This is a genomic window from Conchiformibius kuhniae DSM 17694, from assembly GCF_000428785.1.
Lineage (GTDB): Bacteria > Pseudomonadota > Gammaproteobacteria > Burkholderiales > Neisseriaceae > Conchiformibius > Conchiformibius kuhniae.
In genome coordinates, this window is sequence record NZ_AUAP01000011.1 from 21,812 (window position 1) to 44,860 (window position 23,049).

Here is a 23,049-nt window from a genome sequence, read left to right on the forward strand (position 1 = left end):
GTTTGTTCCTTAAGTATTTTTCAGGCTGCCTGAAACTTATTCGCCCGTCCGCGCCAAAATCGTGCGTTTGCCGGTGTGGTCGGCGGCGGACAAAATCCCCTCCGCTTCCATTTGGTCCACCAGCGTGGCGGCTTTGTTGTAACCGATGCGCAAATGGCGTTGCAGGGACGAAATCGTGGGCTTTTGCGTCCGCAACACGGTTTCCACCGCCTTGTCAAACAAAGGGTCGCGCTCGCCGCCGCCCGCGCCGCCGAAGTTCAATTCATCGCTGCTTTCGGGAATCAAATCAATATAATCGGGTTCGCCCGTTTGTTTCAAATATTCAACGACATGATGCACTTCGCTGTCGGCAACGAATGCGCCGTGCACGCGCTGGAGATGGGCGTTGCCCGCACGTAAAAACAGCATGTCGCCCTGACCGAGCAGGTTTTCCGCGCCCATTTGGTCGAGAATGGTACGGCTGTCGGTTTTGCTCGGCACTTGGAAGGCGATGCGGGTGGGAATATTGGCTTTAATCAAGCCGGTAATCACGTCCACGCTGGGGCGTTGCGTTGCCAAAATCAGGTGAATGCCCGCCGCCCGCGCTTTTTGCGCCAAACGCGCAATCAGTTCTTCAATTTTCTTGCCCGCCGTCATCATCAGGTCGGCGAACTCGTCCACGACAACGACAATAAACGGCAATTTTTCAAGCGGTTCGGGGTCTTCGGGATTGAGGCTGAACGGATTGGCGATTTTCTCGCCACGCGCGGCGGCTTCGGCAAGCGCGGCGTTGTAGCCCGACAAATTGCGCACGCCCAAATGCGACATCAGGCGGTAGCGTTTTTCCATCTCGCCCACGCACCAATTCAGCGCGTTGGCGGCGAGCTTCATATCGGTAACCACCGGCGCGAGCAGATGCGGAATGCCTTCGTAAACAGAAAGTTCCAGCATTTTCGGGTCTATCATAATCAGGCGCACGTCTTCGGGCGGGGCTTTGAACAGCATGGACAAAATCATGCTGTTGATGCCCACCGATTTGCCCGAACCCGTTGTTCCCGCAACCAAAAGATGCGGTGCGGACGCCAAATCGGTTACCACGGGCGCACCGGTAATGTCTTGTCCCAGCGCGAGTGTCAATTTTGAGCGGCTGCCTGAAAATTCGGACGAATTGAAAATCTCGCTCAAGCGAATCATTTGCCGTTTCGGGTTCGGCAGCTCGATGCCCATGCAATTTTTGCCCGGAATGGTTTCCAGCACGCGAATGGACGCCATGCCCAACGAACGCGCCAAGTCTTTTTCCAAATTCATCACCGAGCTGCCGCGCACGCCCACGTCCGGCTCAATTTCGTAGCGGGTAATCACAGGGCCGGCCACCGCGTCGATGACTTTGACTTTGACGCGGAATTCGGCGAGTTTCTCTTCAATGGTAATGCCGTTTTCCAAAAGCTGTTCGTCCGTTTGCACCGCGTCAATGTCGTATTGCGCGGGCAGCAGCAGTTCGAGCGGGGGCAGGAGGGCGTCTTCGTCTGTGTCGGTACAGATGATTGGGTCGTCTGCGCTGTGGTCGGCGGGGTTGGGCGCGGCGGGGGCAACGGGAACGATGTCGCGCACGGGGCCGGAAAGTGCCGACCAATCCAATACGGTGTTGTTGGAAAAATCGAAGTCGGGCAGCAGGGGTTCGGGAAAGTTCATCGGCTGTTCGACAATCGGCGGGGCGGCAATGCCGGCGGCAACGGCGGCGCTGCGCCCTTCAAACCGGCGGTGGGCGGGTTCGGCGGGCGGTGCGGGCGCGGGGGAAACGGCGGGGACGGCAGGCGCGGGGTCGTCTGGTGCGGGGGGGGCATCGTTGCCCGTGCCGGCGGCGGGCGGGGTGTCGGGCGCGGCGGTGCGGCTGCTGCCGCCGTTGCGTGCGGCGGCGGGATTTTTTTTCGCGGCGGCGGGTTTGGCATCGCTGCGGCGGAAGGCGGGTGCTTGGGCGGGCGCGGCATCGCCGGCAGGACGGTTTTTGCGGCGGCGGTTTACGGGCGAATCGGTGTGGGCAAGGTTGGCAAACACTTCGTCTTCGCCAATCACGCTCAAGGAGTCGGTGGCGGGCGCAGCCGCCATTTGCTGGCGCACCCGTGCTTGGCGTTGCCGCTCGAGGCTGGCGCGGATTTCGTCCATGCCGATGGTTTCCATGTCGGCGGCAGGTTGCGTGCGGACGGCGGGGGCGGGCGTTGCCGACAGGGTGCGTTCGCGCACGGAATCCATGATGTCGTCCATGCCGATTTCTTCGCCTTCAAGCGGGGCGGGCGGCGGCGGGGGCGGCACGTTGGCGGGCTCTTTGAGCGTGCGCGTGGCTTCTTCCAGCGTAATCACTTCCAAATCGGGCTTGGTCAAGGGCGCGGGCGGGGGCAAGGCGGTTTCGGCGGGTTTGTCTTCGCCCAAATAGGGCTGCAGATTGCGCGTGGCTTCTTCCAGTGTGATGATTTCGGGCTTTTCCTGCTCGGCAGGCTCGACCAGTTGGAAGGGAATCGGGTTGTCGGACGCGGCTTCGGGCGTGTCGGCGGGGGCGGACACGCTTTGCTGGTGCAGATGCTCCAAAGGCTTGGGGGCGGGTTTGCGGTTGGTGTAGCGGGGCAGGCGCTCGGCATGGCTTTGCAGCGCGTTCAGATTTTTTTCCCACTCGGGAACGGCTTGGGCGGGAGATGATTTTTGCTGTTGTGCCGCCTGACGCGCCTGTGCTTCGGAAACCGGCTTGGGCAGGGGCAGGCGCACGGGGCGGCGCGGCGACTGCAACGGGTCGGCTGCGGCGGCTTGGTCGGCGGTTTCGGCTTCCGGCACATCGGGCGGGGCGGGTGCTGCTGCGGGCGCAGCGCGGCGGTCTTGACCGCGATAGGCGGCCAATTCCTGCTGCCAGTCGTATTCCTGCCGGACGTACAACCACCACAGCACGGCAAACACCACTGCCGAAATCAGAATCATCAGAAAAAAAATCCACATAATAACAAACAAGCTCCGGGCGGTCGCGTTCCGATGGGGGACATTATCGGGGGCGCAACACTTGGCGGTTTGCGCCCCGAATGATGGGGTTCATGTTTTGCTGAAGCACATGAACGATAAGATGGAAAATGCCGCTTATTCTACCGTGTTTCGGGGGGAAACTGAACGGGCGGCAACAAAAAACCCCGCCGCCGTGCGGCATTGGCGGCGCGGGTGTGGGGAATTTGCTTCAGGCATCGGGCAAACGCGCCATCCACAGCCCCACCGTCAGACACACTGCCGACACGCCCGCGCCCACCCACCAATAATGCGGCAGCCGGTAAAACAGCATCGCGCACGAAAGCGTCATCATCGACCATGCCAAATATTTGGCACGGCGGGGAATGGCGCGGCGTTGTTCCCAATTGCGCACCATCGGGCCGAAATACGGGTGGCGGTGCAGCCAAGCATGAAAGCGCGGTGATGCCCGTCCCCAACATGCCGCCGTCAGCAGAATGAACGGCACGGTCGGCAGCACCGGCAAAAACGCCCCGATGATGCCCAGCAGCAGCGACACTCCGCCGCACACCCACAGCAAGCCGTTGACAATGGCGCGGCGCAAACGGCTTTGCGGCAGCAGCAGTGCCAATATCAGGGGCAGCCCGAGCAGCCCGCCCAGCAGCCACCACGCGTGTTGCACGAAAAACGCCTTATCCATGGCTGCCGCCCCGTGTATCGGGCAAGCCCAGTGCCTGCCAGCCCGCGTGTCCCATTTGCTCCAGCAGGCGGATGTTGCGCCCGAACACCGCTTCGGCATCGGGAAAGGCGGCAACGGCTTTGTCGATGCTGCTTTCGCGAATCAGGTGCAAAGTGGGGTAGGGCGAACGGTTGGTGTGGTTGGTGATGTGGTCGGGCGCGGTGCCGTCAAAATAAAAATCGGGGTGGAACGGGGCGATTTGAATCACGCCTTCGGCGCCGTGGTCGGCAAGCGCGGCATCGGCGGCATCGAGCATGTCGTTGAACGCCAAAAAGTCGGCATAGGCATCGGGCAGCACCAGCAGGGTGGTTTCCACCTGTTCGGCGGGGGTGGCGAGCAGGGTGTGCAGCTCATCGTCCAAAGCGGTCAGCACGCCGTCCAGATGTGTGGCGCGGGAAACGGTGATGCGTACCCGTCCTTTGGCGTAGGGGGCTTTGGCAAACGGGCAAAGGTTCAAACCGATAACCGCTTTTTCCAACCAAAGGCGGGTGTGCGCGGCAACGGCGGAGTCGTCGGGGCGGGACATGGCGGGCATTTTCGCGGAAAAATGGGCAAATTATACCATGTGGTTTTGTGCGGCGGCGAGCATTTCGGCGGCGTGGCGGCGGGTGGTGTCAGTCAGGATTTCGCCGCCGAGCATGCGGGCGAGTTCGGCGGTGCGCCCGTCTGTGTCCAGCAGGTCGATGCGGCTGAAGGTTTGTCCGTTGCGGCTGTGTTTGGACACGCGCCAGTGGTGTTCGCCGTACGCCGCCACCTGCGGCAGGTGGGTTACCGCCAGCACTTGGTGGCGCGTGCCGATGTCGCGCAGCAGCCGTCCGACCGTTTCGGCGGTGCCGCCGCCGATGCCTGTGTCCACTTCGTCAAAAATCAGGGTGGGAATGCGGGCGAATTGCCCCACTGCCGTTTGCAGTGCCAAGCTGATGCGCGCCAATTCGCCGCCCGATGCGGCTTTGTTGAGCGGGCGCAGGGGCGCACCCTGATTGGCGGCAATTTGAAACCGTATCTGCTCCAAGCCGTGTGCGGCAGGTTCGGACGGGGGCAGCTCAATCTGAAACCGCGCCCCGCCCATCGCCAGTTCGCGCATGACGGCAAGGGTTTGCGCGCTCAGGCGTTCTGCCGCTTCGCGGCGGCGTTGCGACAACTGCCCTGCCGTTTTGCGGTAGGCGGCTTCGGCATCGCGGCATTGGCGTTGCAGCGCGTCCACGTCGGCGGCGGCTTCCAAATTTGCCAATGCCGTGCGGATTTCGTCCAGCTTGGCGGGCAAATGCTCCGGCCCGGTGCGGTATTTGCGGGCGGCAGACATCAATTGCGCGATGCGTTCTTCCTGCGCCGCCAATTCTGCGGGGTTCAGCTCCACCTGCGCCGCCACCGCGCCCAAATTGCTGACAATTTCGCCCGCTTCCGCCTCCACCGCCGCCAGCATGTCCAAACATTCGGCAAAACGCGGCTCGATGTGCGCGAGCGGCGACAAAATTTTCATGCACCGCGCCACCGTGTGCTGCAAACCCTGCTCGCCGCCAATGTGCGCTTCCGCTTCCGCCGCCGCCTGCAACAAAGCCGCCGCGTGTGCCAAACGGTCATGACTCAAATTGATGCTTTCCCACTCGCCCGCATACGTTGCCAGCTTTTCCAGCTCGCCCGCCTGCCATTCCAAACGCTCGCGCTCGAGGGCAAGGCTTTCGGCACGGTCGTGTGCCTGCTGCAACTGTCGGGAACAATCCTGCCACGCCTGATAACGGCGGCGCGTTTCGTCCGCCAACGCCCCGTTGCCCGCAAATGCGTCCAACAACTGGCGTTGCGCCGCTTCGCGGTTGAGCGAATGATGGGCATTTTGCCCGTGCACGTCAATCAGATGCTGCCCCACCTGCTTCAACTGGGCAAGCGTGGCGGCGTGGTTGTTGATGAAGCTGCGGCTTTTGCCTTTGGCATCGATGATGCGCCGCAACGACACCTGCGTGCCGTCTTCATCGAGCAAACCCTGTTCGCGCAACTGCGCTTTTAAAGTGTCTGCGCCGTCGAGGTCGAACAATGCCGCCAACTGTGCTTCCTTTGCGCCGTGCCGGATTTGTCCGAAATCCGCCTTGCCGCCCAACAGCAGTGCCAGCGCGTCCAAAGTCAGCGACTTGCCCGCGCCCGTCTCGCCCGTCAGCACGGTAAAGCCTTGTTGGAAATTGAGATGAAGCTGTTCGACCAGAACAAAATTGTGTAGGGAAAGACTGAGCAGCATGGCAATATCGGGCGCGTTGGCAAAGCGGCGGATTATATCGCCAATGCCCCCGCTTTGCCATGCAAACGCGGCAGAGCGGCGCAGCAACAAAATGACGGCATGCGCAATCGGGTGCCGTCATCGGAACAACGATGGAAATGCCGTCATGCACGGGCATGACGGCGCAACTTCAGGGCGCGGCAATCGCCACCGTTTCGCCGCACGCATCGCCCAATGCCGTGCCGAGTACGGCGAAAAATTCGCTGCCGTCCCGCGCCGACAGCCATTGGCCGTTGCGCCACGCAAAGTGGTAGCCGCCGCTTTTGGCGGCAATCCACAACTCCCGATTGGGCGTGTGGCGGTTCACGATGATTTGCGTGCCGTCCGCCGCTTCGATGGTCAAAACATTGCCACTGAAGCGGCAATCGAAATCCCACCCGCCCGCGTCAAGCGTGTCTTCAATGTGGGCAAACAGGTGGTCGGAATGCTGTAAAAATTCGGTTTCCGTCATGGCGTGCGTCCTTAAAAATCATCGTCGTCGTCGTCAAAATAATTGCGCTGCTGCGGGCGTTGGCGCGGTTGGCGGCGGTGGGGTTCGCGATAGGGCGGCGGAGCGGGGTCGTCCGTGCGGAAGGCTTCGTCCAAAACGGGGTTTTCCGCATTGGCAGACTGACGCCAGCGTTTCCAGCCCAGCCACAGCAGGGGCACGCCCAAGGCAACGGGCCAAATGCCGATGAAAAACAGCACCACGCCCAAAAATCCGCTCCAGCCTTGGCGGAACATCGGCGCCAGCATGCTGCCGAAAGCCGGACGGCTTTGTTCGACCAGAACCTGCATGCTGTCTTCGCCTTTCCTGTCGGTTTGAACGGGCTGGGTGAATTTCAGGCGGATGGTTGCCGATTCGGTTTGTTTTTGCCAATACAGGCGTTGGAGCAGCTCAAACTCGTTTTGATGCGCCCAATGGCTTTTTTTCACCGGCACGGGGGCGGACGGCGCAGGTGCGGAAGCGGCTGCCGATGCGGCGGCTTCGGACGAAGCGGCGGTGTCGGGTGCGCTTTGTGCGGGCGCAACGTGTCCTGCCGGCTGGGCGGAAGCGTTTTGCCGGTGTTGTTGGTATTGCTCGTACAGGGCTTGCAGGCGCAAATCGCTGATGCGGTTTTCGGTTTGCACCTGACTGCTCAGCACGGTGGTGTATTGGGACAATGCCGCCAAAAAGTTTTGCAACTGCTCGTGCGGAATCTGCATTTCCATTTCCGCCCCGTAGCTGTAGCGGGTGAGCACCACCACGCTGCCGTCTGCCTGCGTGTAACGCTGGGCGGGGTCGGGGATGTGGAATACATTGTTTTTGGAAAGGTGGCCGCGATATTGTTGGGTGAGATTGGCAATATCGCGTGATGCGGTGCGTACGTCGTTGGTTACGAACACCAAATCGGCTTGGGCAATGGTGGGAACGCGGCGCGTCTGCTGCCCGCCGACTTCCGAAGCCATTTGCATCTGCGCCTGTATCTGCTCTTGCCAATCGAACGGAAAGCTGTCCGAAGTCAAATATTTGTCTTTGTCGGCAACCGCAGTGGGTGCGGGCGGGGCGGCGCTGCCGTGTTCCTTGCGCTCGGGCTGACCGCCGCACGCCGCCAACAGCAGCGACAACGCCCCGAAAAATAAACAATATCGGAATTTTTCCATAACAAACCTCTTTTGTTTCCGAACGCATCGGAAACGCACATCTGCCAAATTATACCAAATCTTTCCCGTTTTATCGGATTTATCGGCGCAATATCCGTTATAATGCGCCGTGTGCCGAACGTCCGCCGCACCGGCGTGTTTGTCTTTTCAGGAGCATAATGAATGACTTTTGCCTATTTTTGCGTTTTGCTTGCCGTGCTGATGCCGCTTTTTTGCGCCGTGTATGCCAAAAAAGCGGGTGGATTTACCGTTGCCGACAACCGCAATCCGCGTGAGTTTCTTGCCAAAACCGAAGGCGCGGCCGCCCGTGCCAACGCCGCCCAGCAAAACTGCTACGAAATTTTTCCCGCCTTTGCCGCCGCCGTCATCATCGCCCACGCTACGGGCGCAGCCGCACAATTGACCATCAACTTTTGGGCATTGGTGTTCGTGCTGGGGCGCATCGCCTTTATTTACAGCTACATCAAAGACCAACCCGCACGGCGCAGCCTGTGTTTCGGCGCGAACCTGCTGGCGGTTGTCGCCCTGTTTTTGGCAGCCTTTTAATTTTTCCCGCCCGAAGCCATGTCCCAAAAAAGCAAAACCGAACTGGAAAACAATAAGCTGCACAAACGCCTGCGCCATGCCGTTGGCGATGCCATCAATGATTTCAACATGATAGAACACGGCGACAAAATCATGGTGTGCCTGTCGGGCGGCAAAGACAGCTACGCGCTGCTGGACATTCTGCGCCATTTGCAGGCTTCCGCGCCCGTTGAATTTGAATTGCTTGCCGTCAATCTCGACCAAAAACAACCCGGTTTTCCCGAACACGTCCTGCCCGATTACCTGCACGGCATCGGCGTGCCGTATCTGATTGTGGAAGAAGACACTTATTCGGTGGTCAAGCGCGTGATACCCGAGGGCAAAACCACCTGTTCGCTGTGCAGCCGCTTGCGGCGCGGCGTACTGTACCGCGTGGCAAAGGAAAACGGCTGTAGCAAAATCGCGCTCGGGCATCACCGCGAAGACATTTTGGAAACCTTGTTTTTAAATATGTTTTACGGCGGAAAACTGAAAGCCATGCCGCCCAAGCTGGTTTCCGACAACGGCGAACACATCGTGATTCGTCCTTTGGCATATTGCAAAGAAAAAGACTTGGCGCGTTATGCCGAGCTGAAGCAATTTCCGATTATTCCCTGCAATTTGTGCGGCTCGCAGCCGAATCTGCAACGCCAAATCATCAAAGACCTGCTCGCCGATTGGGACAGGCGTTTTCCGGGTCGGATTGAAAGCATGTTCGCCGCGCTGCAAAACGTGGTGCCTTCGCATTTGGCGGACACGCAATTGTTTGATTTTGCGGGATTGCAGCGCGGGCAAGCCCTGCCGTACGGCGGCGATACCGCGTTTGACCGCGAAACCCCGCCCGATGTGTTTTCGGAAAAACGCAAAGTCATCAATATTTTGGGCAACAAGCCCAAGCCCTGAAACGCAACACGCGCACCGTGCCGACAAGGTGCGCGTGTTGCCGTATCAAATCAAAAACACCGTTGCCAACCCCAAGAAAATCAAAAACCCGCCCGAATCCGTTACCGCCGTAATCAGCACCGAGCTGCCCAACGCCGGGTCTTTGCCGAATTTTTCCATCGTAACCGGAATCATCACGCCCAACACCGCCGCCAACAGCAAATTCAGCGTCATCGCCGCCACCATCACCAGCGCGATGCCCGTGTTGTGGTAGAGCAGATAGGAAATCACCCCCATCACGCTGCCCCACAACACGCCGTTGACCAAAGCCACGCCGATTTCCTTTTTCAGCAGGTGCATCGCCTGAATGCCGGAAAGCTGCCCCATCGCCATCGCCCGCACAATCATGGTGATGGTTTGGTTGCCGGAATTGCCGCCGATGCCCGCCACAATCGGCATCAACGCCGCCAAAGCGACAATTTGCGCGATGGTGTGTTCAAAATGGTTGATGACGCGGCTGGCGACAAAGGCGGTAAACAAATTCACTGCCAGCCAAAACCAACGGTTCTGCACCGAGCGCAACACGGGCGCGAACAGGTCTTCCTCTTCCTGCAAACCCGCCATGTTCAACATATCGGTTTCGCCCTCTTCGCGAATCACGTCCACCATTTCGTCCACCGTCAAACGCCCAATCAGTTTGTGGTTGTGGTCGGTAACGGGCGCGGTTACCAAGTCGTAACGCTCAAACGCGGCGGCGGCTTCTTCGGCATCGTCTTCGGGACGGAAACGCACCACGTCCCGCGCCATCACGTTTTCCACCAAATCATCGGGGTCGGATACCAGCAGTTTGCGAATGGGCAATACGCCCTGCAAAATATCGTGGTCGTCCACCACGAAAATTTTGTCGGTGTGGTCGGGCAGGCTGTCAAAACGGCGCAGGTAGCGCAGCACCACTTCGCAACTGACATCGGCACGCACGCTGACGGTTTCAAAATCCATAATCGCGCCGACTTGGTCGTCGCGGTAGGACATGGCTGCCTGAACTTGGGCGCGTTCTTCATCGTCCCAGTCTTTCAGTACTTCGGCAACGACTTGCTGCGGCAGGCTGTCGGCAAGCTCCGCCAACTCGTCCGCTTCCATGTCTTCCACCGCCGCCACCAGCTCGGCATCGTCCATGTCCTCAATCAGGCTTTCGCGCACGGCTTCGGACACTTCCAGCAGCACGTCGCCGTCTTCTTCGGGGTTTGCCAAACGCCACACCAAAGCGCGTTCTTTTTGCGGCAGGTGTTCCAAAACGGTGGCGACATCCGCAGGGTGCAGCTCGTGCAAGATGGCGGTGAGCGTGTTCAGGCGGTCGGCGGCTTCGGGCAGCGCGGGGGGAACGGGGGCGTGTTCGTCCGGCAGGTGCGGCAACAGGGCTTCCGCCAACTCGTGAATGCGTTCAAGGTCGGCGGCAAGGCGTTCGGCTTCGTGGTAACGGGGTTCTTGGGACATGGTCGGCTCCGCCTGCCGTGTGGCGCGGGGCGGAACGGCAGGGTTTTAGGGGTAAAGACAAGACGGCGGTTCGTCCATCGGGCGAGGGGCGGAAAAGAAAAACGGATTATTCTATCAGATTTTTACAAACGGCAGCAGTACGGCAATTTGACTATAATCACCCCTTTTCTTTTCAAAACGGCAACACGATGATGCGCAGTGCTTGGCAAAACGATTTTCCCGATACGGTGATTGACCGCAAATTGAGCGATGCCACCACACACACCGATTACGCTGCCGCCAAAGCAGGTGATGCCCTTGCCGCTCTGCGTTTGGCACAGGACTTGGTATCGGACGAGGGCATTACCGCACTCAAACCGCTTATCGGCAACAGGCAAGCGGTTTTGTTGCCCGTTTTGGCAGAAGAAAGTGCAGGGCGCAACAAAATTCCGCTTGCCGTTGCCGAAATCATCGGCAGCCGTTTGCATTTGCCGGTGGCGACCGATGTGGTGCAAAGCACTCGCGTTTCCCGCACGGGCAGCGATGGCTGGCACCGCTTGGCGAATCCGCCGAAATTTGACGGCATCGCGGCAAGCGGCAAACATTATTTTCTGGTGGACGACACCCAAACGCAAGGCGGAACGTTTGCCGCGCTGAAAGGTCATCTTGAACGGCAGGGTGCTTGTGTGATTGGTGCATACGCTTTGACCGGCAAGCAATATTCGGTACAATTGCGACTGGATTTCAATACACTTCATCAATTAAGGCAACAACATGGCGACTTGGAACAATGGTGGCATCAACACTTCGGCTACGGCTTTGACAAACTTACCGAATGGGAAGCAAGATTCATCATCCATGCCCGCACGACATCTGAAACCGTCCGAAATCGCATCATTGCGGCAGGAAATGGCTGATGCGGCAAAACAAATTCGGCAGATGCTGCGTGGTTAGTTTTCAGGCTGCCTGAAAAATCATTCGGGCAGCTTTGCTGACGTTATAATCCGCGCTTTCCCCGCATTTTCCCCTGCCATGCAAATCATCAACTTCCCCCATTCCCCCTTTGTCCTGCACCAACCCTTTCCCCCCGCCGGCGACCAGCCCGCCGCCATCGCCGCGCTGTTGGACGGTCTGCATGACGGTTTGTCCGCGCAAACCCTGCTGGGCGTAACCGGTTCGGGCAAAACCTACACCATCGCCAACGTCATCGCCCGAAGCGGCCGTCCCGCCATCATTATGGCGCACAACAAAACCCTTGCCGCCCAGCTTTACGCCGAAATGCGCGGCTTTTTCCCCGAAAATGCGGTGGAATACTTTGTTTCCTATTACGATTATTACCAGCCCGAAGCCTACGTCCCCAGCCGCGACCTGTTTATTGAAAAAGATTCCGCCATCAACGAACACATCGAGCAAATGCGCCTGTCCGCCACCAAAAACCTGATGACCCGCCGCGACACCGTGATTGTCGCCACCGTGTCCGCCATTTACGGCATCGGCGACCCGCGCGAATACCAGCAAATGATTTTGTCGGTGAAAGAAGGCGAGATTTTGGGGCGCGATGAAATTGTGAAAATTCTGGCGGCGATGCAGTACGAGCGCGGCGATGTGGATTTCAAACGCGGCAGCTTCCGCGTGCGCGGCGACGTGATTGACGTTTATCCCGCCGAGAGTGCCGATATTGCTCTGCGAATCAGCCTGTTTGACGATGAAATCGAGCGTTTGGACGTGTTTGACCCGCTTTCAGGCAGCCTGCAACAGCGCGTGGGACGTTACACCGTGTTTCCGTCCAGCCACTACGTTACCCCGCGCGAAACCGTGCTGCGCGCCTGTGAGGGCATCAAGGCGGAATTGCGCGAACGAATTGATTTTTTTGCCAAAGAAAACCGTCCCGTAGAGCAGCAGCGCATTGAGCAGCGCACCCGTTTTGACTTGGAAATGCTTTATGAAATGGGCTTTTGCAAAGGCATTGAAAACTACTCGCGCCATTTTTCCGGCAAAGCGGCGGGCGAACCGCCGCCCACGCTGTTGGATTATCTGCCGCCGGACGCTTTGCTGTTTATTGACGAAAGCCACGTTACCGTGCCGCAAATCGGCGCGATGTACAAAGGCGATGCTGCCCGCAAACAAAATCTGGTGGACTACGGCTTCCGCCTGCCGTCCGCCCGCGACAACCGCCCTTTGACCTTTGCCGAATTTGAGCGCGTGATGCCGCAAACCGTGTTTGTGTCCGCCACGCCCGCGCAGTACGAAGCCGAACATTCGGGACAAACGGTGGAACAGCTCGTCCGCCCCACCGGGCTGATTGACCCGCAAATCATCGTCCGTCCCGTTGCCACGCAGGTTGATGATTTGCTGGCGGAAATCCGCAAACGCAGCACGGCGGGCGAGCGCGTGCTGGTAACCACGCTCACCAAGCGCATGGCGGAACAGCTTACTGCTTATTACGGCGATTTGGGCATCAAGGTGCGCTATCTGCACAGCGATATTGATACGGTGGAACGGGTTGAAATCATTCGGGATTTGCGGTTGGGCGTGTTTGACGTGCTGGTGGGCATCAATCTGCTGCGCGAAGGTTTGGACATTCCCGAAGTGTCGCTGGTGGCGGTGTTGGACGCGGATAAGGAAGGCTTTTTGCGTTCGCACCGCAGCCTGATTCAAACCATCGGACGGGCGGCGCGGAATGTGAACGGCGTGGCGGTTTTGTACGCCGACAAAATCACCGACAGCATGCGTGCGGCGATGGACGAAACCGAGCGCCGCCGCCAAAAACAAATCGCGTTTAACCAAGAACACGGCATCGTTCCGCAGCAAATCAGCAAACAAATTAAGGATTTGATTGACGGCGTGTACCATGCGGACGATAAAGCTTCAGGCAGTCCGAACACGCCCGCGCTGAACGAAGCCGATGCTTTGAAAGAAATCGCCCGTTTGGAAAAGGCGATGCAGCAGGCGGCGCGGGATTTGCAGTTTGAAGAGGCGGCGGTGTTGCGCGACCAAATCCGTGAATTGAAAGAACGGTTGTTGCTTAATTGCTGACAAACGCATCGCTGTAAAACGCCGCATCGTCCAGCCCGCGCGCCAGACACACGCTCCGCGCCGCCGCAATCATCGCGGGCGAGCCGCAGGCATAGGCTTCGCAGCCGGTCAAATCGGGATAATCGCGCTCAAGCTGCTGCTGCACATAGCCCGTTGCGCCCGTCCACGCGGCATCGGGGCGCGACAAAACGGGCGTGTAACGCGCTCCGTACAGGCGCGACAGCAGGTTGTTCAATTCGGACTCGTCATACAGTTCATCGGCATGGCGCACGCCGTGATACAGATGCACGGGACGGTAGGGCGCGGTGTCCGCCAGATGCGCGAGCAGGCTTTTGAGCGGGGCGAAGCCCGTTCCCGTGCCGAGAAAAATCATCGGACGGCTGCTTTCCCCGTTCAGGGTAAAACCGCCCAAAGGCCCGCGCAGGCGCAAAATCGTCCCCGTTTTCACGCGCCCGTCAAACAGCATCGGCGAGAACAAACCTTTGTCGTGGCGGCGGATATGGAATTCCAACACATCGGTTTGCGCGGGGGCGTTGGCAACGGAATAGCTGCGGCTGCCGTCTTTGAGCAGCACGTCCATGTATTGACCCGCGTAGAATTTGAACGGCGGGGCTTTGGGCAGGGCGACTTTCAACACGGCAATGTCCGCGCCGCGCACGTCCACCGACAACACGCGGGCGGGAACGGTGCGCACGGTAACGGCTTTCGCGCCCGCGTAGGCGGGCATGTCCACTTCCACGTCGCCGTCCGCGCGGTTGCAGCAGAGCAAAACCATGCCGGCGGCGTGTTCGTCCGGCGTCAGCACATAGTCGTCATATTCGCCGTTGGGCAGGACTTTTCCCGACACCAGCCGTGCCCGACACGAACCGCACACGCCGCTTTGACAGGCGTGGGGGAGGTTGTGTCCGTTGCGCAGCGCGGCGGCGAGTATGGTTTCGCCGGATTCGGCGGTAAAAACAGTTTGGCTGGGGGAAATGGTGATTTGCGGCATATTTTTGGTTTGGAAAACGGCTGGTGTTCGGGGGTGCATTATAATGCGAAAAAACGTTTTCAGGCTGCCTGAAAGCTATTTCCGCATTTTCGGGCGGAACGAAACCCGTTCATCAAAACCCTTATTGACGATTTTGTCGCGGTCGGGGGCTTCGTGGCGCATTTCGCTGCGGGCGCGCACGTCCGACAAAAATTGCGACAACGTCCGCCACACCCAATCCGCGTCCAAATACACGCCCAAACGCTGCAAACACGGATTGCACCACACCGTTGCCGCGACTTCGTTGGCGTAGCGTCCGCGCCGCACCGCTTCGCCCTGCCACAGCAAAACCGGCACATCGGCGTTTTCCGCACCGAACAAACGGGCGAACTCGGGCGCAGCCCGCACGTTTTCTCCGCGCAAATTCTGCCAACTTTCATGTAAATCGGACAGCAAAACATAGCGTTCGCCATTTTGAAACGCCAAAGGCTCAAGCGGCTCGCCCATGCCGACACAATAATGATACAGTTTCCCGAGTTCAAAAAAGTCTTCCGCATCAAGCAAATTCCAATGGCTGAACACCTGATTGCGCCCAACGAACAAATGCACGCATTCATCGCCGACACACAGCAGCGCATGGCGCACGCACGCGCCCGAACGCGCTTCTTGTTCGGGCGCGGGCGGCGTGAGCGCGGCGGCATCGCTGCCATCGCGGCGGTCGTACACCAGCACGGGGTCTTGCCCGTACATGCCGACCAGATAATCATAAAAATCTTTGTATTTGCTGATGATTTTCATTGTTCAGGCTGCCTGAAACGGCAAATAAGCATCAAAGCGCGTGGATTTGCCAACATATTGATAAGACGGAACTTCCCCGCACAAAAATGCCCCCAAACGCGGACGTTTCACCACCACGCGCTTGACGGCGCAGGCACGGGCGGCGGCAAACAGCGCGGCATCGTTGCCGTCTTGCCCCACCAGCGCGTGAAAATACGCCATTTCTTTTTTCACGGCGGCGGACTTTTGCCGTTGCGGATACATCGGGTCGAGGTACACCACATCGGGACGGTCGTAGCGTGCCGCGTATTCGGGCAACAACTCGGCGGCATCACCCTGATGCAGCGAAATATTTTTGACAATTTCCGCCGTGTCCGCACACGCGGCGGCGCGTGCCAAACCGTCCGCCAACAGGCAGAACACGGCGGGGTGGCGTTCAAACACGCGCACGCGCAAACCCAAGCCCGCCAACACAAAAGCATCGCGCCCCAAACCGCCCGTAGCGTCCCAAACGGTGGCGTGGACGCTGTGTTTGACCGCTTTGGCAATCAGTTCGCCGCCGCCTTGGGTGCGCCGGTGGTTCGCCGCGCCACCGACAAAATCCACGCGCACCCGCCCTTTTTGTCCGGCTTGGCACAGGGCGATGCCGTCCGCATCGTGGTGCAGGTACACACCGTTTTCAGGCAGCGTGGACGTGATGTGCAAAGCGGGGGAGAGGGCATATTCGGGCAGGGTTTCGGGGGATTGGGTGAATAACAGCATAAGCTCATAAAACAAATAAATTATGAAATTAAATCATCAGGAAAACTACCGCCTACTTTTAATTATCCTTTTTAAATCATCATATTCTAAACCATCTTTCGCCTGCATTAACGTTTCTATCAAGAACCAAGACCCCAACAACATTAAAAATGATATTGGTGTAATTTTGATGCGATCCGATATAATGCTTGGGTATGCTATCATAATAAATACAAACCCCTGAATCAAAACAAAGACAATCAAGATGCCACATTCCCCCCATTTTGCATGTCCCTGAAATAATTTTATTAACAATTGTTTTGACCAAGGCAGGGTACTTCCTATAAAACCTCCTCCACAAAACCAAATCCAAAACTTAAACTGTTCTATATTCAACCATCTACATTCAGTTGTTACAAAAACACCTATACTACCTGCTGCCCATAAAATGGGAATCCATATTGTCAAAGCTCCCAAATCAGCTTTTCTGTCTTCAGTTTTTTTATCTTGAGATTCCATCAATAAATCTTCCTTGTCTTAACAGTAGATTGGGATAAATCAAGATGAGCCATTCATAAAAATGGTTAGGTTGATGTTGTTATCCCAAGCTACGATTTTTCAGGCAGCCTGAAAATTATTTCAAACTCAAATGCGCCAGTCCCAAATAATCCGCCGACTGCATTTCCACCAAACGGCTTACCGTACGCACAAATTCATGGGCGAAATCGCCTTCGGTATAAAGTTCGTCCATCGGCACTTGCGCGGTGGCGCACAGTTTCACGCGGTAGTCATAAAACACGTCCACCAGCAGGGTCAGGCGGCGGGCTTCGTTTTTTTCGTTGGGCGACATTTTCTCGATGCCGGAAATCAGGATATGGGTGCAATGTTCCGCCAGCCACAGGTAGTCGGCTTGCGAGCGCGGCCCGAAGCACAGGGCGCGGAAGTCAAACCACATCACTTTGCCCGCCCGCCCTTTGCAGGGAATGTCGCGCCCGTGAATGCTGACGGTTTCGGCTTTGGCGGGCGAGCCGGTGAGTTGCGCGAACAGGGCGGCGAGTTTGGCTTCGTTGGCATCGTGGTTGGGAATGTAAAACACATCGGCGGGGGTGAGCGTGCGCATGCGGTAGTCTTCGCCACTGTCCACGTTCAGCACGGTGAGTTTTTTTTCCAGCAGGGCGATGGTGGGCAGGAAGCTGCTGCGGTTTTGCCCTTGCGGGTAGAGTTCGGCGGGGGCGTAGTTGGAAGTCGCCACCAGCACCACGCCTTCGGCAAACAGGTGTTCCAGCAAACGCCCCAAAATCATGGCATCGGCGATGTCGCTGACGTGGAATTCGTCAAAACACAAGACACGGGTTTCTTCAGCGATGTTTTTGGCAACGGCTTTAAGCGGGTCGGTTTCGCCGCGTTTGTCGCGCATGCGTTTGTGGACTTCCGCCATAAAGGCGTGAAAATGCACGCGCCGTTTGCGGCGGTAGGGCAGGCAGCCGAAAAACGCGTCCATCAGGAAGCTTTTGCCGCGCCCCACGCCGCCGTAAAAATACAGTCCGGTCGGTACTTGCGGGGAGCGCAGGCTGCGTCCGAGAAAGCGGTTGCGTTTGCGTTTGAACATCATCAGTTCCGTCCACAGGCGGTCGAGATGCTCGATGGCGCGTTGTTGGGCGGCATCGCGGATAAAGGCGGGTTGTTGGGCGGCTGCCTGATACCACGTTAAGGGGCTGTGGTTGGCAAAGGGCGGCGGGGTGAAACGGGTTTGGTCGGTCATGGTGTGCGTATCGGGAAAAAGGGTTGGATTTTCAGGCTGCCTGAAAACAAAAAAACAGGGCAACATTATGTTTCAACTCACAGGGCGACACATAAAGCATACCCTATATGTTGCACCTGAAATAGGGAGAGGCATGACCTCTCCCTATTTATTATCCGCTATCAATGACGGGGTTTCAAACGGAAAAAAGATTTTCATGAAGCCCCGTTGTTTTTGAAAGATGAAGATTAGATTGGAAAAAACCGTTTTCAGGCAGCCTGAAATTATTTCTCGGCAAACTGCCCGTACGCCATAATCCGCTCAAAACGTCGCGCCAGCAGCGCATCAAGCGGCATCGCCCGCGCTTCGGCAAGCTGTTTTTCCAACACTGCTTTCACGCGCACGGCGGTTTCGGCATGGTCGCGGTGCGCCCCGCCCAAAGGCTCTTCAATCACCTCGTCCACCAAACCGAGTTTGTGCAAACGGTCGGCGGTGATGCCCAAAGCGGCGGCGGCATCGGCGGCTTTTTCGGCGGTTTTCCACAAAATAGACGCGCAGCCTTCCGGCGAAATCACCGAATAAGTGGCGTATTGCAGCATGTTCACATAATCGCCCACCGCCACCGCCAAGGCGCCGCCCGAACCGCCCTCGCCGATAATCGTACACAACACCGGCACGCGCAAGCGCGTGAGTTCGTAGAGATTTTTGCCGATGGCTTCGGACTGGTTGCGCTCTTCCGCGCCGATGCCCGGATACGCGCCCGGCGTGTCCACAAAAGTGAGAACAGGCAGCCCGAATTTCTCGGCGGTGTGCATCAGGCGCAAGGCTTTGCGGTAACCTTCGGGGCGCGGCATACCGAAATTACGGCGGATTTTTTCTTTGGTGTCGCGCCCTTTCTGATGCCCGATGACCACCACGCTTTCGCCGTTAAACCGCGCCAGCCCGCCCACGATGGCATCGTCATCGGCAAAATGGCGGTCGCCGTGCAATTCCTGAAAATCGCTGCACAAGGCGGCGATGTAGTCCAGCGTGTAGGGGCGTTGCGGGTGGCGCGACACCTGCGACACCTGCGCGGGCGTGAGTTTGGCAAAAATGGACTTCGCCAAATCGCGGCTTTTTTTCTGCAAACGGTCGATTTCGTCCGAAATGTCCACCGCCGAATCGCCCTGCACAAAGCGCAGTTCTTCAATTTTTTTTGTCAGCTCGGCAATCGGTTGCTCAAAATCCAAAAATACGGGCTTCATCAAAATTCCTTTCGGTTTGAAACCCCGCCGTTGATGGCGGTAAAATCAGCTTTTGTCCGGGCGGGGCGCAAGCCCGTCCGAAGCGGGGCAAGCCATGCGGTGTTTGATGTGCCGCCCCGTGTGTTGAAACCTTATCCATTTGCCCGCACGCAAAACGGAATTTGTGTGCGGGCGCAATCGGCATTCAGGCGGCATGATACGCGATAACGGTGTTTTTTGCACGATTTTAGAACATTTGCTTACCGCCGTCCGTCTGTGTCGCCGACACATTTGTCCAGCCACAGCTCCCGTTGGCGTTGGTCGAGCATTTGAAACAAATCGTGGTAAAAATTCAGCTCCGCCACCGTGAGTTTGATGTCGTCCGTGTAGCGTTCTTGGGCGATTTTGCCCGCTTGGTGGCGGTCGAACGGCGGTTTGGCGAGCAGGGCGTGCAAGCCCACGTCTTTGCGGCGGCGGTTGTCGGCTTGGATTTGGCGCATTTGGTCCTTGTATTGCTGACGGCGCAGTTGCAGCCGTTCGCGCTGTTTGGCGTTCAGCTCCAGCATACGCAAATCGCAGTTGGGGCGGATGTCGAAAGCGGCGGCAGAGGGCATGATTGCCGACAGGCACAATGCCGTCAAAGCGGCACACCCGTGCCGTGTCCGGAGAAAAATCATATGGCTGTGTTTCCGTCAAAGGTTGGTGCGGCGGCACGCATCATGCGGGCTTGTCCTGCCTTGCTTGAAAAATCAGGCACACCCGCCGTCACGGCGTATGGCAGTGCCAAGGCATAGACGCTATAATCGGCAGATGCACCCCGCACAATGATTGTAAGTCAAACCTTTGTAAAACTCAAAAAGAAAGCCGTTTTATGGACTACCGCATCGCCCCCAGCATTTTGGCGGCGGATTTTGCCCGCTTGGGCGAAGAAGTATCAAACGTGGTTGCCGCAGGTGCCGATTTGATTCATTTTGACGTGATGGACAACCATTATGTGCCGAATTTGAGCTTCGGGCCGATGGTGTGCCAAGCCATCAAGCCCCACGCTGCCGTCCCGATGGACGTGCATTTGATGGTTGAGCCGGTTGATGACATGATTCAAGCCTTTATCAAAGCGGGCGCGGACATCATCACCTTCCACCCCGAAGCCAGCCGCCACGTCCACCGCAGCCTGTCGCTGATTAAAAGCGCAGGCTTGCAGGCAGGCTTGGTGCTGAACCCCGCTAGCCCCGTTTGCCTGTTGGAAAACGTGTTGGAACAACTGGACATGGTCTTGCTGATGTCGGTGAATCCGGGCTTTGGCGGACAGAGTTTCCTGCCCTCCAGCCTGAACAAAATCCGCCAAGTGCGGCAAATGCTCGACCGCCACCACGCCCAAAGCGGACGGCGCATCGCATTGGAAGTGGACGGCGGCATCACCCCCGCCAACATCGCCGCCGCCGCCCAAGCGGGTGCGGACACCTTTGTGGCAGGTTCGGCGATTTTCGGGCAGCAAGACTACGCCGCCGTGATTCAAACCATGCGCGACAACATCGCCGCCGCACAACAGACATAAACAGGCATCGCGGCTTCACGCACCGGAGAGCAGAAACGGCACAATCTGCGCCGGCTTGGTGTGAAAATCGCTGATGCGGTGGTCGCCGCCCGCCTCGATAATGTGCCGTGCACCGGCGCAGTGCGCCACCGCCTTGCGGTAATCCAGCAGTTCGTCTCCCGTTTGCACCAGCAGCAGACAGCGTTCGGGGCGTTGCGGCGGCGGCGCGGGGTTGGCGGCAAACCATTCAATATCCGCCCATTTGAGCTGCCAACCGCCTTCGGTGGTGTGTCCCACCGTGTCCGCGTGCGGATTTTTGCACGGGAAAAAGCGCGTGAGCGATTGGTCGGGGCGGATGCTGGGGTTGAGCAGCACCATCGGGCAAGCGTGGCGTTCGTGCATTTTCAGGGCGAAAAATCCGCCCAAAGACATTCCGACAACGGCAGTCGGCTCGGGTTCTGCCAGCAAACTGTCCAACAAATCCATCACCTGCGGCGGCGGCAGATTCAAGTCGGGGCGCAACACACGCACCTCGGGGTGGTTGCGGATGCAATAGTCGTGCAGCAATTGCCCTTTTTTGCTGTTGGCATCACTGTTCAAGCCGTGCAGATAAATCAATCTCATACAGATGTACCTTTAGCGTTTCCGATGAATCAGCATTTGTTTTTTCTTGCTTAAAACAAAGCCGTTGCCTTGCGTATTCAGGCATTTGATGCCGTTATCTTTGACGGCGGTACACGTCCAGCCGTCTCCCCTGACGGTTTGCCCCGTTTTTAACAGACGGCTCTCATCGCCTATGGCATAAGTGTCGCCCGCGCAATCAATTTCCGCTTTCCCCTTTTTGCGGACACTGAAATTGGAACCCCAATCCAGTTCGCAATCTTTGTCCCGTTTGTATTTGTGTTTGACAAATTCGCCGTTTACGCTGCAACCGACAAAAGACGGATTTTCGGCACTTTGGCGGTAGCCCACACAACTAACCGTGTGGTTCTGGGTGTGGAAGCCCTGAAAGTCTGTTACGCCCGTATCGGCTTGCGCGGCGTGGCACAGCAAAACGGCGCTGGCGAAAAGGAAAGATGTGATGTACTTCATGTTTTGCACCTTCTACAAGGATAGTTGGAAAACCGAATGTGGCGGCATGTATGTCGTTCATGGTTTTGTGCGGAAACAATCTGCGAATTTCAAACCGTGTGAGTGCAAAGCACGTTGATACAAATACCATGTGGGTATCATGTCCAACAGCATGCCGATGCCGAAAATCAAGGAAATGCTGATTAAGTTGATTTTAATGGTGTCAAAATAATATAAAGCAAACACCAGTCCATAATACACAATATTAATCCAAATGGATTGGTACAACATATAACGGGTTAAGCCCAAGCCTTTTAAGGTTGCGTCAAAAACGCTGTAGTTGAACATAAAGCTCAAATAAAATACCGTTTGTAAAAACATAATTTTGACAACAGTTTGTGATTGGTCTGTTTGGACGGCATATTGGACGAACCACGCCCAAAAAGGCATGGATAACAGCCAAACGGCACAAAATAAAGCGGTCAATTTCAAATAGAACGATGTGTGTGTGCGGATATGATTGACATCGGCGGCAACGTCCCGCTTAACCACTTCCGACAATGCTAAAGCGGGTGCCAGTAAAAAGCCCCAAATAATGCTGTTGGCAATCCAATAGGCACCTTGTTCGCCTACTTCGTTTACCATGCGTAAAATCATCAGGGCAAATACGGCATTGCGGACAAACGATTCCAAGCCCGAAAATGCGCCCAAGTGAAACCATTGTTTGAACCACGCTTTGTCCCAAATCCAATTATTCCGTTGAAAAAATGGGAACATATTGGTTTTGAAGATTAAAAACAGGGTCAATAAGCCGTTAATCAAAATATTGGAAACGGCAATGCCATTGACGCCCATTTGCAGGGAAAAACGGTTATCGGCAACCAGCAGACAGTCCGAAACAAGCAATAATGCGGTTTTGATGATTGAAAATAAAATGATGTCTTTATAATTGCGGTTTACTGCCAAATAGACGATTAAATATTCCGTTGCGATGGAACACATGATGGCAACCGATTCCAAACGGATATAAACGCCGGTGTCGGCAATCAGATGTGGCGTTTGTTTGAGATGCGCCAATAAATGCTCTGCAAAAACAAATATCAATACCGATAATAATAAATAAACGCCGCTTATAAGGGTGAAGCCTTGTGCGGCGTTGCGGTGAAAATGTGTTTCGCCGTGTTTTTGCGCGTTGGCAAGCATAAAGAACAGGGGAATCAGAAAAGCTTCTTGAATGACTTCGTAGCCGATGTTCAACCATTGGATTTGGCTGGCAATATTAAAGCCCCATTCGTTGGGCATATTGCCGATGAAATGCAAGCGGATAAGGTTGAGTGTGGCGGGAATCAGGCTAATCAGCAAAAATGCAAACCAAAGTCGGAAATCAAAAGTTTTCATGATTGTTCCTTGTGTTGTGTGATTCAGGCTGCCTGAAAAACGGTTTTCCCCGC

22 protein-coding genes are annotated in these 23,049 nt (G+C 56.9%); 5 read left to right on the forward strand and 17 right to left on the reverse strand.

Translation table 11 applies throughout. The features are described 5' to 3' along the window. Positions 1-36: 36 nt before the first annotated feature. The 6 genes from G392_RS0105290 to G392_RS0105315 all read right to left on the reverse strand — a co-directional run bounded on the left by G392_RS0105290 (position 37) and on the right by G392_RS0105315 (position 7,586). The gene (locus tag G392_RS0105290; RefSeq protein WP_245571934.1) at positions 37-2,943 is read right to left on the reverse strand and encodes a DNA translocase FtsK; all 2,907 of its coding nucleotides are present in this window, start codon (positions 2,941-2,943) and stop codon (positions 37-39) included. 247 nt (positions 2,944-3,190) lie between these two features. Continuing rightward, the gene (locus G392_RS0105295) at positions 3,191-3,550 is read right to left on the reverse strand and encodes a YbaN family protein (protein WP_027009395.1); all 360 of its coding nucleotides are present in this window, start codon (positions 3,548-3,550) and stop codon (positions 3,191-3,193) included. 100 nt (positions 3,551-3,650) lie between these two features. Then, the gene (locus G392_RS0105300) at positions 3,651-4,223 is read right to left on the reverse strand and encodes a DUF1415 domain-containing protein (protein ID WP_034334514.1); all 573 of its coding nucleotides are present in this window, start codon (positions 4,221-4,223) and stop codon (positions 3,651-3,653) included. A gap of 30 nt (positions 4,224-4,253) precedes the next feature. Continuing rightward, a complete protein-coding gene (gene recN / locus G392_RS0105305) occupies positions 4,254-5,924 on the reverse strand; it encodes a DNA repair protein RecN (RefSeq protein WP_027009397.1) in 1,671 nt (556 codons plus the stop codon). 169 nt (positions 5,925-6,093) lie between these two features. Then, positions 6,094-6,414 (reverse strand): iron donor protein CyaY, encoded by a 321-nt coding sequence (cyaY, locus tag G392_RS0105310; RefSeq protein ID WP_027009398.1) that lies wholly within the window; start codon positions 6,412-6,414, stop codon positions 6,094-6,096. A gap of 11 nt (positions 6,415-6,425) precedes the next feature. Further along, positions 6,426-7,586 (reverse strand): DUF4349 domain-containing protein, encoded by a 1,161-nt coding sequence (locus G392_RS0105315; RefSeq protein ID WP_027009399.1) that lies wholly within the window; start codon positions 7,584-7,586, stop codon positions 6,426-6,428. Positions 7,587-7,748: 162 nt separating this feature from the next. Here G392_RS0105315 and G392_RS0105320 point away from each other — a divergent pair, with 162 nt between their 5' ends. Together G392_RS0105320 and ttcA are read left to right on the forward strand one after the other, a co-directional pair. Further along, the gene (locus tag G392_RS0105320) at positions 7,749-8,132 is read left to right on the forward strand and encodes an MAPEG family protein (RefSeq protein WP_027009400.1); all 384 of its coding nucleotides are present in this window, start codon (positions 7,749-7,751) and stop codon (positions 8,130-8,132) included. A gap of 18 nt (positions 8,133-8,150) precedes the next feature. Continuing rightward, the gene (gene ttcA / locus G392_RS12220; RefSeq protein ID WP_034334508.1) at positions 8,151-9,053 is read left to right on the forward strand and encodes a tRNA 2-thiocytidine(32) synthetase TtcA; all 903 of its coding nucleotides are present in this window, start codon (positions 8,151-8,153) and stop codon (positions 9,051-9,053) included. A gap of 45 nt (positions 9,054-9,098) precedes the next feature. On the opposite strand, the gene mgtE is transcribed toward ttcA, so the two are convergent. Next, on the reverse strand, positions 9,099-10,526 hold the full coding sequence (gene mgtE / locus G392_RS0105330) for a magnesium transporter (RefSeq protein ID WP_027009401.1): 1,428 nt from the start codon (positions 10,524-10,526) through the stop codon (positions 9,099-9,101). A gap of 188 nt (positions 10,527-10,714) precedes the next feature. Between mgtE and G392_RS0105335 the strand changes: the two genes are divergently transcribed. Next, positions 10,715-11,422: a phosphoribosyltransferase gene (locus tag G392_RS0105335; protein WP_027009402.1), complete on the forward strand. Its 708-nt coding sequence runs from the start codon at positions 10,715-10,717 to the stop codon at positions 11,420-11,422. 115 nt (positions 11,423-11,537) lie between these two features. Continuing rightward, positions 11,538-13,541, forward strand: coding sequence for an excinuclease ABC subunit UvrB (uvrB, locus tag G392_RS0105340; RefSeq protein WP_027009403.1), 2,004 nt, complete (start codon positions 11,538-11,540; stop codon positions 13,539-13,541). On the opposite strand, the gene G392_RS0105345 is transcribed toward uvrB, so the two are convergent. From G392_RS0105345 to G392_RS0105375, 7 genes are all read right to left on the reverse strand, one after another. Further along, positions 13,531-14,532 (reverse strand): 2Fe-2S iron-sulfur cluster-binding protein, encoded by a 1,002-nt coding sequence (locus tag G392_RS0105345; protein WP_027009404.1) that lies wholly within the window; start codon positions 14,530-14,532, stop codon positions 13,531-13,533. The genes uvrB and G392_RS0105345 overlap by 11 nt on opposite strands. 75 nt (positions 14,533-14,607) lie before the next feature. Further along, the gene (locus G392_RS0105350; RefSeq protein ID WP_027009405.1) at positions 14,608-15,309 is read right to left on the reverse strand and encodes a hypothetical protein; all 702 of its coding nucleotides are present in this window, start codon (positions 15,307-15,309) and stop codon (positions 14,608-14,610) included. Positions 15,310-15,312: 3 nt separating this feature from the next. Next, positions 15,313-16,050: a class I SAM-dependent methyltransferase gene (locus tag G392_RS0105355; protein ID WP_027009406.1), complete on the reverse strand. Its 738-nt coding sequence runs from the start codon at positions 16,048-16,050 to the stop codon at positions 15,313-15,315. A gap of 45 nt (positions 16,051-16,095) precedes the next feature. After that, positions 16,096-16,548: a hypothetical protein gene (locus tag G392_RS0105360; RefSeq protein ID WP_156900812.1), complete on the reverse strand. Its 453-nt coding sequence runs from the start codon at positions 16,546-16,548 to the stop codon at positions 16,096-16,098. Between the two features lie 115 nt (positions 16,549-16,663). Beyond that, on the reverse strand, positions 16,664-17,791 hold the full coding sequence (gene zapE / locus G392_RS0105365) for a cell division protein ZapE (RefSeq protein WP_027009408.1): 1,128 nt from the start codon (positions 17,789-17,791) through the stop codon (positions 16,664-16,666). A 263-nt stretch (positions 17,792-18,054) separates the two neighbouring features. Next, positions 18,055-19,014, reverse strand: a complete 960-nt coding sequence (locus tag G392_RS0105370; protein WP_027009409.1) for an acetyl-CoA carboxylase carboxyltransferase subunit alpha — start codon at positions 19,012-19,014, stop codon at positions 18,055-18,057. A 239-nt stretch (positions 19,015-19,253) separates the two neighbouring features. Next, the gene (locus G392_RS0105375) at positions 19,254-19,670 is read right to left on the reverse strand and encodes a Spy/CpxP family protein refolding chaperone (RefSeq protein WP_156900813.1); all 417 of its coding nucleotides are present in this window, start codon (positions 19,668-19,670) and stop codon (positions 19,254-19,256) included. A gap of 194 nt (positions 19,671-19,864) precedes the next feature. Between G392_RS0105375 and rpe the strand changes: the two genes are divergently transcribed. Further along, on the forward strand, positions 19,865-20,548 hold the full coding sequence (gene rpe, locus G392_RS0105380; protein WP_027009411.1) for a ribulose-phosphate 3-epimerase: 684 nt from the start codon (positions 19,865-19,867) through the stop codon (positions 20,546-20,548). A 15-nt stretch (positions 20,549-20,563) separates the two neighbouring features. Here rpe and G392_RS0105385 read toward each other — a convergent pair whose 3' ends face one another. The 3 genes from G392_RS0105385 to G392_RS0105395 are packed head-to-tail and all read right to left on the reverse strand — an operon-like array spanning position 20,564 to position 22,996. Then, a complete protein-coding gene (locus tag G392_RS0105385; protein ID WP_027009412.1) occupies positions 20,564-21,151 on the reverse strand; it encodes a YqiA/YcfP family alpha/beta fold hydrolase in 588 nt (195 codons plus the stop codon). 12 nt (positions 21,152-21,163) lie between these two features. Further along, positions 21,164-21,619 (reverse strand): DUF6636 domain-containing protein, encoded by a 456-nt coding sequence (locus tag G392_RS13010; RefSeq protein ID WP_156900814.1) that lies wholly within the window; start codon positions 21,617-21,619, stop codon positions 21,164-21,166. A 57-nt stretch (positions 21,620-21,676) separates the two neighbouring features. After that, positions 21,677-22,996: an MATE family Na+-driven efflux transporter gene (locus G392_RS0105395; protein WP_027009413.1), complete on the reverse strand. Its 1,320-nt coding sequence runs from the start codon at positions 22,994-22,996 to the stop codon at positions 21,677-21,679. Between the last annotated feature and the right edge of the window lie 53 nt (positions 22,997-23,049).